Annotated in this window: 10 protein-coding genes; all 10 read left to right on the forward strand. The window is 43.5% G+C overall.

What is annotated here, in order from left to right:
* The first annotated feature begins 18 nt into the window (after nucleotides 1–18).
* The 10 genes from L3V32_RS09990 (at nucleotide 19) to L3V32_RS10035 (ending at nucleotide 13502) form a co-directional block, all read left to right on the forward strand.
* A complete protein-coding gene (locus L3V32_RS09990; RefSeq protein ID WP_237284202.1) occupies nucleotides 19–4563 on the forward strand; it encodes a hypothetical protein in 4545 nt (1514 codons plus the stop codon).
* Entirely contained in the window at nucleotides 4560–5420 is an 861-nt protein-coding gene (locus tag L3V32_RS09995) for a DUF4376 domain-containing protein (protein WP_169628560.1), read from the forward strand. Before L3V32_RS09990 ends, L3V32_RS09995 begins: the two co-directional genes overlap by 4 nt.
* A gap of 121 nt (nucleotides 5421–5541) precedes the next feature.
* Nucleotides 5542–5766 carry a hypothetical protein gene (locus L3V32_RS10000; RefSeq protein ID WP_020840883.1) on the forward strand — a complete coding sequence of 75 codons (225 nt, stop codon included), beginning with the start codon at nucleotides 5542–5544 and terminating at the stop codon, nucleotides 5764–5766.
* Nucleotides 5766–7376 carry a hypothetical protein gene (locus tag L3V32_RS10005; RefSeq protein WP_237284203.1) on the forward strand — a complete coding sequence of 537 codons (1611 nt, stop codon included), beginning with the start codon at nucleotides 5766–5768 and terminating at the stop codon, nucleotides 7374–7376. The genes L3V32_RS10000 and L3V32_RS10005 overlap by 1 nt, the downstream gene beginning before the upstream one ends.
* Complete coding sequence (locus tag L3V32_RS10010) at nucleotides 7377–9794, forward strand: hypothetical protein (RefSeq protein ID WP_237284204.1); 2418 nt, start codon at nucleotides 7377–7379, stop codon at nucleotides 9792–9794.
* Between the two features lie 125 nt (nucleotides 9795–9919).
* Nucleotides 9920–10273 (forward strand): hypothetical protein, encoded by a 354-nt coding sequence (locus L3V32_RS10015; RefSeq protein WP_127891400.1) that lies wholly within the window; start codon nucleotides 9920–9922, stop codon nucleotides 10271–10273.
* Nucleotides 10266–10943: a hypothetical protein gene (locus L3V32_RS10020; RefSeq protein ID WP_237284205.1), complete on the forward strand. Its 678-nt coding sequence runs from the start codon at nucleotides 10266–10268 to the stop codon at nucleotides 10941–10943. The genes L3V32_RS10015 and L3V32_RS10020 overlap by 8 nt, the downstream gene beginning before the upstream one ends.
* Nucleotides 10944–10962: 19 nt before the next feature.
* Nucleotides 10963–11469 (forward strand): hypothetical protein, encoded by a 507-nt coding sequence (locus L3V32_RS10025; RefSeq protein ID WP_021454673.1) that lies wholly within the window; start codon nucleotides 10963–10965, stop codon nucleotides 11467–11469.
* Nucleotides 11470–11739, forward strand: coding sequence for a hypothetical protein (locus L3V32_RS10030; RefSeq protein ID WP_237284206.1), 270 nt, complete (start codon nucleotides 11470–11472; stop codon nucleotides 11737–11739).
* 11 nt (nucleotides 11740–11750) lie between these two features.
* A complete protein-coding gene (locus tag L3V32_RS10035) occupies nucleotides 11751–13502 on the forward strand; it encodes a hypothetical protein (RefSeq protein WP_237284207.1) in 1752 nt (583 codons plus the stop codon).
* Nucleotides 13503–13536: the final 34 nt, after the last annotated feature.

Below are 13536 nucleotides of genomic sequence, written 5' to 3' on the forward strand. Positions count from 1 at the left end.
TAATTGGAGTAGAGCACAATGAGTAGTAGCTGGTATCGAAGAGGTACGGTAACTGTAACCGACGGCTCAAAAGAGGTTGTAGGCGTTGGTACGTTATGGGTTGATGCCGGAAATAAACCGCTAGCTGGCGATATCATGTTCATAGCTGGCAGTATTTATGAGGTCGAATCGATCACCGATAACGAACATTTGTCACTGTTCAGACCATTTACTGGCGTTCCACCAGCAAATGGTGAGTATGCGATCATTCGAAATACTTCAGTAACTATTGCAACTCGTGTGGCCGCAATGGTCGCGGCGGCTATCAACTCAAAACAAGTGTTGCTTGATGACCTTCGAGGTTATTACACATCAACGGCTGACAAGGTTCTTATTCACACCGATGACGGCTCAACTATAGAGGTTGTGCCACTTCAAACACTGGTGTCAGATATCACAAACCTGATCGCTCAGTCTGAAAGTATTAAAAACGATCTAGCTAATACACAGGCAGCTCTAGATCTTGTTCGTCAATACTCTAATGCGGCGCAAGGTGTCGAAGTTGAACCTGGCAAGTATTCAGCGAAGAGCTATGCGGCTGATGCGGCGGATACGTTGGCTTTAGTGAACAAAGCAAAAAGCGATGTGGATTTAAAAGCCTCTCAAGTTCAGCAAACCAAAACAGATATTGAGCAGTTTGTAAGTACATCAAAAACTGAAATTGATGCCAAGGCTACTGCTATTAGTACGGCTATTGCTACGCAAGCGACTACCGTTAAGGGCGAAATCACAACACTGGTTACGACAAGTAAGAGCCAGATTTCTGCGCAAGTAACTACTGGTAAGAGCGATATTGCCGAGCTTATTACTGGTGGAACGGACAGCATTTCTTCACTTTCTTCTACGAGTCAAAGTGAAATAACGGCGCTAGCTACCAAAAGCAAAAGTGACATTGTGGCTCTTGCTACTCAGAGCAAGAAAGATATTACGACTCTTACGACAACGAGTAAGGGTGAAATTTCAGATCTAGTGGCTGGTGGCACTAATAGCATTACGTCACTTACCGATACGAGCAAGGGTGCAATTAACACCTTAGTTAGTGCAAGCAAAACCGAAATCACGGATCTAGCTACCACAGAAAAAGCAGCCATTTCGCAGCAATCAACCGCAGCAATTAGTGAAATGACTTCACTAAAACAGAGCGCCGAACAAGCAGCATCAACGGCAACACAAAAGGCTACTCAAGCGGCTGCTTCAGCTACAAGCGCAGCACAAAGTAAAACCGATGCTCAAACCCTGAAAACGCAAACTGAAGCCTTAGCGAATGAAACAAAGCAAGTAGCGGAAGAGATTAAATCCGGTAGTTATGTTGGTTGGCAAATCTATTGCCAAAGCGAAGCAAACATGAAAGCAGCACGAATGCTAGCTAGTGAACAGTTTGCGGCTAGTGGATTCGTTGATTTTGGTCGTCACTATAGTTCTGGTAATTATGTTCCTGTCAATGAGGGGCTTTGGTCGCAGTTAGATTCACCAAATAGCCTAAGAATAGGTAAGGTCACCAATGCTTCAGGAACGTCAAAAACTAACCATGCCGTTACGCATATCGCAGGCTTTATTTCGCAACTGATTAATATCAACGATGCGTTTGAACCAAGGGCTTCGATTAAGTTTCCTGAAGCCCCGAACGGCGCAGTTGTTTATGACTCCACTGGTAACTGTCGTGGTTCTGGTAAAGTTAATCTAGATTTGTCTAAGGAAGCTGATCCTAAGTATGGGGATGTTGCTGCTAATAGTAATGAAGCAGTTGCTCGTGCATTTGAGGGAGCTTGTAAAAACGCTGATTTGCGTCTCGGCTTAGAGTATTGGCGTCCATCTACTGCCGATGCGACTATTGATAATGCAGGCAATGGTGTTCTAGCTGTTAGCTATGTTTCTGCGTGGTCTGGTGTTTATCTTCCGATTGAGCTTGTGGCTGGTCAGAAATACGAAATCTGTTTTGAAATAGTTAATAGCGGCGGTCAGATTGGTCAAGGTATTTCACTGCGCGGTTGTACTAGCTTGTCACCGAGTGATGGTGAGGATAGTACCACAGCATGGTATTACCCTAGAAAGACTGGCATTTACAAATGTACTTTCACTTCGACAGAATCAAGCTCAAAAACAATTCGCTTTATAGCGAATAGTGCAGCCGCCAATGGTACTGCTCACTTTAAGTTGCATTATGTGCGGCCAGTAACCGAAGAAGTGGTTATTGAGCGTGTTGATATGTTTGGTTTTGAGTTCTTCTTAGAAGAAATCAGCGAGTCCAATCCATTTGTTTATCCTTATGGTTGTATTCAGTCGCTTGCTTCCACAATGGAAGGTATTGCTACTACAGGCTCTAATCGACCTGTAACTTATTATGCCGCTTTTGATGGTGATACAGGCTCAAAAGGTAAAGGCGTTGACTTTTGGGCTGCAACGGATGAGCAGAAGAGAGCTTTAGTTTCTAATCCTGAACACAACATTTATTTACTTGATGATGGACGCCTTGTTCAATGGCGTGTGCGTCAGAGAACTATTGCAGGTGCAGGTAATGGGGATTGGGAAGGCTTTAGTCCTGTCGATGCAACACAACACTATTTACATTTCTACGGCGTGTTTGGTAACTGTTCGGTGGTTAATCCACAGGGCATTAAAGATGTACTCGGAGGTAATGGCACTTCATTCGGTAAACCTAATAATGTTCTTGGGTATGGCGTTTTTGATGGCAACGTTGAACCTATTCGTCCAGATGAAAGTTTGGGCGCGTATAAAGTTCGTTTCTCTCATGCTTCAGATGGTTCTTACGCAGTAAACGGTGAGTGTTATTTCTATGTTTGCGGTGTAGTTCCTCGATTAAACAAAGGTGCTTATCATCCAAGCTTTAACCCTATGGGTTCGGCAACGTGGAGAACTGACGGTGTCGGTTACTCTAAATGGTATGAAGGTGAAGGTGCTAGGAATCTTATCAACGTACAAAAGTGTTTTGCATTCTCGAACACCACAGGCGTTTATGGTGGTTCTATTGCATCAAGTCATTACGGTCGTCCTGATGCTAAACGTTACGATGCTATCTATGCTTCAGGTCAAGGTGGTGTAATTGACTACCGTTTATCTGCTTGGGATATGGGGAGCAAAGATGAAGCAGCTAAGGTTTTCCAAAAGCTAATCGAAGGTACTTATCGTGGTAAAGAACATCTTCCCCGTATGCGTTCGTTTGTTCCTCAATACACAGTAAGCGCCGCTCATGGTACTTATTTGCGGATTGAGGCTAATAAGCTATTGGGAAATACAGATTGGATCCCAACAGCTAGCAGCATTGCACAAGGTGTAGAGTGTTCTGGTAGCTTGATCGTCAATGGCGTGGTAAGGAAAGTTAAGAAGATATACAGAAACACTAACCTTGATTACTACCTAGAAATGGAAGATAGGTTAGGTAACGCTGTTGGGGATGTTATTTGTGGTGTTATTGGTGACTATGCGTCTTTTGAGATATCGGGCAATTTCAATATGATTGATGTGCTTGGTTCGCCAGAGCGCATTTTGGCTAAAACTGAACTAGCAAATGGTTGGCTTGGTGGCTGGATTCCGGTTGTTCCAAACAATACATTGGTGGCAAATAAATTTCCGATGACTCACGTTGCGGTGGATAAGGATCTGCGAATGTATTGGAGCGACGGTGACGCAGCTTGGCAAACCGGAACTTATACGTTCGCTTCATCATTAAATGCGCGTGATAACAGTTCTGCAATCCCATCAACTCGCGTTGCATTACATTCTTATACTGCTAGCGCAAAACTTACTAAATCAGCAAACATCAAGCCTATATTAAATGGCGCTAATGGCGTCGGTGATGTTTACGCAACGATGTTTAATGATCGTACTCGTGGTGGATTATTACGGGAAAGTTTTATAAACAAAGTTGTTAGTGGCTACTCGCAGAAGCATCCACACAGCCAAGCAGTGAAGCTGAACAAATGTACGTTGCTTGATGGATATTTTGCTAGTAACCCTGATTTCTCGCCAACGCATGAATGTATTGCACTAGGTGAACCAGCTTATGATGATTCAGCAATCAAAGTGTTGTGGAGTCAGAGTTCAAACAACCAACAGGCCAATTTAAATCTATCATTCAATGAGTTGATTTGGGTTGGTAGCTATTCGTCGTTGAATGTAACCAAAATTACGTCCACTAACACTGCGACTGATGGTGTTGCTGGTCAGTTTTATTTAACCGATCCAAGTATTACAAATGCTTTGGGTAATAAGTTGCTTCGCTGCGTTAAGTCTTTTACTGCGTCTTGGGGGGATGTGTGGTTAGAGAACGGAAAAGGCTTTGTGTATATCACAGCTCCAACGGGAGATCCTTTCTTGGTCGTATATGGTTCACAGTCGGACTTATGGGGTGATGATGGAAAACTGCGAATCGTAAGTGAGGTTGGGACATATAAGAATCTCAATGGTGATTTATGTCTATATGGTACGCATGAGCTGGCAATTCCATACGGCTACACAAAGAACAAAGCTCGTGCTGGTTCTCAAGTTAGTGGGGTGGATTTATGATCATTGATACCGACTACACAGCTCTAACCGATATTGATGAGAATATCCGGCATTATTATGCTGAAGATGTTCGAGAACGAGTGATTGGCTACGCAGAGGGGGAGGAAACTTCCCCTATAACTGAGCAATACACGGTTATCGTTCTTAATAAGCCTGAAGAAATTACTTATCAGGATGCAAACCAAAGACGCTGGGAGGGTAAGTCTTGGGAGCAACTTGTTAAGCCAGAGCTTGAACGAGCAATTGCTTGGGAAGATTTTCAAGTAAACCACGATCAATATCTTCAATGGCTGGTGGATGTAGAGAACTTTGTTCCTGAAATCACTATTGGCGAAGATGGTGAAGAAGTTGCCACGTTGCCACCAGCGCGGCCAGTGATCGATATGCAAAATCGCCGCGCCGTTTATGAAGTAATTGAAGTGTCATACGACGCTAATTATTACACTCATAATGGTGAATACGATTATTTGGTCAATGATGAAGAGTTTACTGTTACCAAGACGCCAGTTGTCGAGAGAAAGCCTGATAATGTGATCGCGGAGTTTCATCGGAACAAGGCGCAAGCTTTGCGAGATGAAATACAACTATCAAACATCTTTATTCATGGATATGAGTTCCAAGTTCGCCAAGTTGACCGGAACAACATGGATGAAACGCTATGGTATGCAGAGCGAAATAATATGCTGGATAAAGAGACGGTCTGGATTGCAGCAAATAATAAACCTGTAAGACTGACGTACAATCAAATCCAACAAATTAAAGATGCTTATGCGATTCGATTGGAAAAGCTATTTAATCAATATGCCACTTGGACAGAGGGGGATATGCAAACTCCATTCGAATTTTTAGAAATCTAAAGTTCTCGATTGGTGATTTTTGTTTTCAATCGAGAAAGTGTTTTTATTCCGAGTTATTATTGGTCAAGCATTGCAGTTTATGACGGGGTGCGAAAGTGCCCCGAATTGAAAGGGGCGAAAGATGTTAGAGAAGTTACTAAACAACAATCCACTAGGCGTTGTGATGTTGTGTGCTTCGATAGTTGGGACTGGCTATGTGATGAATTATCGCTTGAACAGTATCGAGACGACTCAACAAAACATTGGCACTGATGTAAAAGATATTCGCCAAGATATAAGCGCTCTACAGGCCGATGTTGCTGGCTTGAAAGCCGTTGCTGATTACAAAGAGAGAGCAGGTAAATAATGCCTAGAATTAACGTCGCTACTTTCTTTGGAGAACGGCCAAAACAGACGCCGAGACTCCTACCAAATGAATATGCTACAAAAGCGGTAGATTGTCAGTTTCCGGTTGGAAACCTTCAGCCTTACCTTGGCTTGAAGGACACCACTGAAAGCTTAACGGAAAGCCATAGAACGGTTTATAAGTTTTTAGATTGGTGGTTCAAGTGGAAAACTGATGTTGATGTGGTTGTGTCGCCAATTGTTGGTGACCCTTGGAACCGTGTTTATTTTACAAGTGATATCGGAGTTCGTGTTACCAATAACCAGATATTTAATGGTGTTGGTGATCTTCCCGTTGACTCTTATCCATTAGGAGTGCCAGCGCCAGAGCATGGCGTGACAGCAAAAGTAAATGCTCCTGATCCTCTACCAGAAGAAGACGAGGCAACCGACGACGAAACTCGTTTTTATGTCTACACGCTTGTTAGCGAACAAGAAGAGGAAGGGGCGCAATCTCCGATCAGCAATCAAGCTGAAATTAAGTTCCCAGAGAGTACGGTTACGCTGACATTTCAAAGTGAAGGTGTTTTATCCGGCAATATCACTAAACGTCGAATCTATAGAACGTCAACAGAGGGTGGTGTTTCTGACTTCTATCTGGTTGGGGAAATTCCGATTTCACAAAATACGTTTGTGGATGATAAGTCAGCCGATGATCTTGGGTTCCCGCTGGAAAGTGAAAAATACGAAATGCCTAACAAAAAGCTACGGTTTTTAACCCTAATGCCTAACGGAATTATGGCTGGTGGCTATGACCGAACTGTTTGTTTTAGTGAGCCGTATTTGCTTCACGCATGGCCTGTAGATTATCAGCTCACAACAGAGCACGAAATCGTAGCAATGGAATCAGTGAGCAATATGCTATTGGTTGGCACGAAAGGTTACCCTTGGGTGTTCCAAGGTATCACCAGTGATGCGATCAGTGGGCGAAAGCTTGAGTCTATGCAAGCGTGTGTTTCCAAGCGCTCTATGAGAAATATCGACAACCTAATTATCTATGCGTCTCCTCATGGCCTTTGTGCGTTCACTGGTCAAGACGTTGAGCTAATTACCAAAGATATTATTGACTCTAAGCAGTGGGAAGCATTGGAGCCAGAAACCATTGAAGCTTACTACTACGATGGAAAGTATTTGGCTTTTTACGGAAAGGCGCTTGATAAGTCGTTCATATTCGACCCTAAAACGGGTGGCATTACGTTCCATTCTCTAGGTTCAAACCTTGGATTTACTGACTTAGTGACAGGTACGCTTTATGTTCGAAGCGAAGATGGAACAAAATTGGCTGAATGGAACAAGGGCCAACCTAAAGCGTATGTTTGGCGTTCTAAAGAGTATTACGCCATGTATCCAACACTTAGTACGCTGTATATCCGAGCGGAAGATCCGGCATTGGTTGGAATGAAAATTATCGTTGATGGAGTCGTCATCAAAGATTATGAGATAGGTACGTTAACTAATCGACCTATACGCATTCCACCAGCAAGGGGCAACTCATGGCAATTTGAAGTTTATGGCACTGGAATATTAGAAGAGGTGATCATTGCTTCTAGTATGGCAGAGGTTTACGGGTAAATGGCAGTTCGTACATTACAAGGCGGCAAAAAGCTAAAGGGTAAATTCCAATCTATTCCCCACAAGAAAGGAAGTGACGCTGTAATGGATGCAGTTGCCGACAACTTGGAACAGTTGATCGGTATGCGTGGCGAGGGCGGCAAAAAAGCCGTCCTTTGGGAAGATATGAAAAAGCTCGGTTTTGCTGACTACAGAAACGGTAAATTACAGAGCACAATTAATATCCCAAGTTCGGACGGCGGTAGTGGTGATCCGATTGTTGGTGAGGAAGTTCAGACGCCAACTACACCACAAAACTTAGTGGTTAAATCTGGCTTTGGTATCGCACTGCTTTCGTGGGATACCGCGCCATATAAAGGCCATGCTTACACCGAAATTTATCAAGCAAGAGATAACGTATTTGCAAATGCTATTGTGGTGCAAACAACTCCGTCTAGCGTTGCGTCATTGCCGATTGAGCCTACGGGTGATTATTACTATTGGATCAAGTTCGTAAACCTAAAAGGCGAACGTTCAGCGATTAACTCAATTAATGGTACTCATGCAAAGAGCGTTGTTGACCCTCAATATTACCTTGACCTGATCATTAAGGAGATGGAAGAACATCCCGAACTAATTCCTTTACCGGAGGCATTAGAAGGCATTGATTTTTCATCCATTCCAGACGCAGAAACTATTGAGAATATCGACGTATTATTAGCGGAAGCAGCTATGCAAAACGCTGTAACCGTTGATAAGGAAAGCGCATTTCGCAGAGAAGAGAACCGGACATTAAGGGCCGAGATTGAAACCAACTACTACACAGCAGTTGAAACCGATAAGGCAATGGCGATTTTAAGAGAGTCGGTTACTTCTCAGATCGAGGAAAACGAGACATCAATTCTTGCTCAGATCAAACGAGAGTACGCAACGAAGGTTGAAGTTGATAGCGCGTTATCGGCATTAAGAGAGTCTGTTAAGTCAGAAATTCAGTCTAATGGGGAGTCAATTCTTGCGCAGGTAGGCCAAGAGTTTGCGACTCAAGTTGAGCTTGATAAGGCTATATCTACAGCCAAGTTAGATCTCGAAACTCAGTTAGGCGATTCGATTTCAAGCATTGAGCAAAACTACGCGACGAACGCCAAGCTAACGTCAGCAATTTCTCAATTAAATACGTCGTTGTCAGCGTCAATTGAAGGAGTTGAGAGCAATCTATCAACCAACTATAAAACGTGGGTTGATACTGAAAAGGCGATCAATATTGCAACCAATTCATTGTCTTCAAAAATTGGAGAGGTTGAGAGTAACTTAGCCAACAACTATTACACTGAAGCGCAAACCGATCAGGCCATTGCTAAATCTGCTTTGACGCTGCAATCATCAATTGACGGTGTTAGCTCGAATCTATCCAAGAACTACTACACAAAGACGCAAACCAATCAGGCGATTAGTACCGAGATTGGAAAAGTTAATGCAACGGTTAACGGCGTTTCATCTTCAGTCACACAGATTAGTGAAGCATTGGCCGATCTTGATGATGGCTATTCTGCGTTGTGGGGCGTTAAAACAAGCATAGGTGGAATGACGGCTAGTGTTGCTCTTATAGCCAAGTCTTCCACTGATACGAGCACAGCAAACGCAGAATTTGTTGTTAAGAACGCAGGGTTTAAAGTCGCTTACGACAAGAATACTGGTGGTACAGGTAGCAACAGCATCGTTCCGGTTTTTGGCACTATCAAAAACCCAGCCTATCAGGATTGGGTTAACGGCGGTCAAGTTGGTACAGCTCCGCCAAAATATGTACTCGCAATCGACACTGCATCAATCAAGGTTGCAGACATTAGAGATCTGGTTGCTGGCGATGTAGTGGCAACAAGCGTGCAAGCAAATACAGTGATCGCAAACGTAACGTTACGAGCGTCAACGATTAATGACCCGAACAGCAAGTTCTATGTGAGCGCGGCTGGTGTGGCAAAAATGGTTGATGCTGATGTTTCGGGGAAAATTACCGCGACTTCTGGTGTGCTAAGGAACGTTACGATTACTGATTCTTGCGATATTCAAGGTCGTCTCAATGTTAATCAGATCGTTGGTGATGTAATAAAACCTTATCCGTACACGGTTATGAAGACAGAAAGTACTACAGGACTAATTCAGACGCTCTACTCAGTAAATATTCCAATGGCTACTTGGGATCGTGAGGTTGTTTGGGGGAGTGTGTATGTGACTACGTTCGGTGCATGGTTTGATTTTTTAATTAATGATGAGGTTGTTCATAGTCAAGATGTTGGTGGTATGAGCGCTCAAAACTCACCGATCTGGCGGCATAGTCTTCCGGCTGGTAAGGCTTATAAGGTTAGTTTGCGCGCAAGAAACCATGAAAACAATTCTTGGCATGTGTGGAACTCATCTGGATTAGTGCTCACCTACAAAGCTTAGGTTTAGTGCTTTTGGAATTGCGCCATTTTGTTAAGGTGCTCTAGATCGTTCAGGGGTAAAAAGTGCGGTTCGCTAAAGTTGATCACAACAATTATATCTACATGCTTGTGAGAAAGCTTGTTTACGTGGCTGGTCGTGATGATTTGCCGGATTTGCCGAAAGAGGTGATCAGTAAGTTGGATAGTGGTGATGCACACTTGTTTGTTGGTGAGCGTTGTGGCGCAGTTTTGGAGGTGACGCACGAAGATAACGAGATAGTTATGTATGTGGTTTTTGGATGGTCTGATAACGGACATGGCATATCAGATTACATCAATGCGTACTATCAACTTGCTAAAGATGTGGGAGCAGAAAAGATTGTTTCATTGGCTCGAAGAGCAGGTGTGTACAGGCTTTGGCGCGCTCACGGATTTAAAAAAGTAGGGTACAATGAGCAAGGTTTAATCAGGTTTGAGAAAAGGCTGGTAAACAATGGGTAAAGGGCCAGAAAAAGCAAAACCAACTGCCGATCAGATTGCAGCAGCAGAGGTGGCGGCTAAAGAGTGGAATAGATATCAAGAGGTGTTTGTTCCAATTGAAAACGAATATATGCGTATCACCGAAAAAATGGGGGACGAGGCAAACTACGAGATAATAGCAGGAGCGGCCAATACAACGTCGAATAGTGCAACGAGTTCGGCTGTAAATCAGACTCAAAAACAATTGTCGGCATCTGGCTTTAATCCAAGTTCAGGTAAGGCGTCTAGCGCTTCAAACGACATAATCTCAGGCTCCAATGCCAACGAGGTACAAACTACTGCGCAAGGCCAACACAACGTAACCGAGCGTTTTACTGGCAATCTTCAAAACGTAGTTGCAATGGGGCGAGGTCAGGCGACTCAAGCTACGGCAGGGCTTAACGATATTGCGGCGGCGTCAGCGCGCAAGGCCAACCAAGCTGCAATTGATGAAGCTAACGCCGTATCTATTCCGGCGGCGGTTGCTGGCGCTGGTGCCTCTTTACTTACTGGCACCGATACAGGCAAAGAGATGCTATCAAGCGCTGGACAGGGATTAAGTAATTACTTCAAACCAGATACTTACAAAAGTATGAAATCAGACGATGGCTTTGCGCCAATGGGCGGCGCTAGTTCATACGGTTTAAGTTAAACGTTAGGAGAAAATAATCATGCCTCAAGAGGGTGAATTAGGTTATTACAATCCAAATACTGGCCGTTCAGCCGCGCCAGCCACAACCTCTCCAACCGCCAGTGTTAAAAGCGATAATCTTTCAAACATGATGGTTAACGCTTATGGTAATCCTGAATACATATACGCGAATCTTACGAGAAAGCAGTACGAAGATTATCTAAAGCGCTTCCAACAATATGAGAATCAACTTATCGATCTTGCTATGACCGATAATTTGTTAAATAAGCAGTTAGATAGAAATAACGCAAATGCCACGAAGAACTTAGAACAAGCAAATATCAATGCTGCAAATGCAACCAGAAAGTATGGTTTAGGTGATCTTCGAACTGATCAGCAAAAACGAAACTTGGAAATGAATAATGCGCTTGCGCTAGCTTCAACTAATAACAACACTCGCCAAGCCATAAACGATTTACAAGTCGGATTAATGACGGGTGTTTCGTCAGGAAGCAGAAACTTAATTAACTCAGTTGGTGGAGTGTAGGTGGCTAATATGGGATACGGTCTAATTGATATTGGTCGAAATAACGCGAGAAGTTCGCTTGATACTTATAGAAATCTTTCTAACCAAGAGCAACAGCGCAAACAAGTGAACGAGCAGCTTAAACAGCAATACAAGCAAGGTATTGCGTCAGGTATCGGTACTGGTGCAACTCTAGGTGCAACAATTGGTAGTGTTGTACCTGTCGTTGGTACTGTTGCTGGTGGTGCAATTGGTGCCGTTCTTGGTGGTCTAGCTGCGTCGTTTTTTTAGAGGTTTTTTTCATGGCAAACGTTATTGGTAGTTTTAATGAAGGCGTTCGAGTTGGTGCAGGATTAATTGACCTACACAACCGCCAGCAAGATCGTGAGTTGTGGAGACAGGAGCACAACGAAGACCGAGAACGAAAGAAAATCTTACAACAGCGAGAAGATATTCGTTGGCAGCAAGGGCTTGAAGATCGAGAACAACAAAAGTTACAGCGTAAAGATGATCTAGATTGGCAAGCCAAAAGCCGAAAACAACAAGAAAAGCAGTGGGCGCAAGCAGAGCTTACATTTAAGCAGCAACAGGAAGAATATAACCATAAGAAAACACTTATGGAACGCCAAGAAGGTTTTCAAACAATCTTCCTTCCAGCGATTGATAAGGCGATTGCCAGCGGCGATTTTTCCTTAATGGAGACGCCGGAGTTTGCAGATTATGTAGCTAAAAACCCTCAATTTGATGTGAACAACATTCTTGGTAGTGATGCTGGCAAGGCTTTAGGTGAGGCGGCGACTTTGTTCAACAAAATGGCACAAGGTGAAATGCCAGCAGAAAATGACCCAATGTTGATCAATGCAGTGGAAACATTGATGCCTGAAATCACCAAGGCAAAAGGTTTACCTACGATCTACACGGATAAGGATGGTAAGCAACATCAAATAGTTGAGAGAAAAGTTTCGGCAGTTCGAATCACTCAAGGCGGTGGCGCAGTTATTGAGCAAGATCTAACTCTTGATAATGGCAAAACTGTCACAGTTCCGGTTACTCAAAACCGAACAAGCAAGCCAGATGACAATATCTTAGTTGTGCCATTGTCGGAGTTTAGTAACCGAATGAAAACCATGATTGATACTCGTCAGCATTTGAACCGTGAAGAGTTGAACAACTGGCGTCAACTTCAAACAGGTCGATCTCTGAACTTCGATGAAAATGGCAATGTTGTATATGGTGGTCGCTCAGGCCGTTCTAGTCGATCTGGCTCTAGTGGTTCATCTTCTTCAATGGCTCAATTGGCGAAGCAACAGCTATCTGAACAAAACGGAATTAATAGTAAGTATGACGAACAGATTGTCAAACTTGACCGCAATATGTTCGATAAGGAACAAGATTATCAGGCTGAAATTGATCGCTTGAATCGAGAAAGGGAGAAGGCACTAGAGCGTCATACGATGATGTATTTGCCACTAACAGGTTATGATCCTCAATACTTAACCAAGGAACAAGCGCAAAGTATGGCAAGAAAACGAGCGCAAGCGTTTGTTGAGTCATATCCTGATTATGAGTTCCAAGCGGGCAGCAAAGCGCAACTTCAGTCTTATCTAATGGAAAAACCAGCCGCGACGCCTGATCAGGTAAATAAGGCTATTCAAGAGATGATTAAAAGTAAAGATATCATCAAGAAAAAGCCATCTAATGAAACGCTGATAAGCGAGTCTCAAGAGTTCACCAATGGCGAGAAGAAGGCCGCCGGACAGACAGAAGGTGAACCGTCAAATCAAGGTGAGTTAGAGGCTTTACGAGAGGAAATCCTAAACTCTGATGGAACTTATCAAGAAAAGCTTGCAGCAATTAAGGCAGCGAACTTGAGTCCTGAAGAGCAACAACAGGCAATGGATTGGCTTAACTATAGTGGCTTTTATAGCGCAGCCGATAAGCTAACAAGTAACGCCAGAGATAACTTAAAAACTCAGGCTCAACGAGTAGAAGAGCAGCGTAAAAATGCGCCACCAGCCGCACGCTACATGGCATTAGGTTTGGCTAATCGTTAATTCATCGAACGTAAACAAAAATCCCCAACCGGTG

This window comes from Vibrio sp. J2-4 (assembly GCF_021728155.1).
Taxonomy (GTDB): Bacteria; Pseudomonadota; Gammaproteobacteria; order Enterobacterales; family Vibrionaceae; genus Vibrio; species Vibrio diabolicus.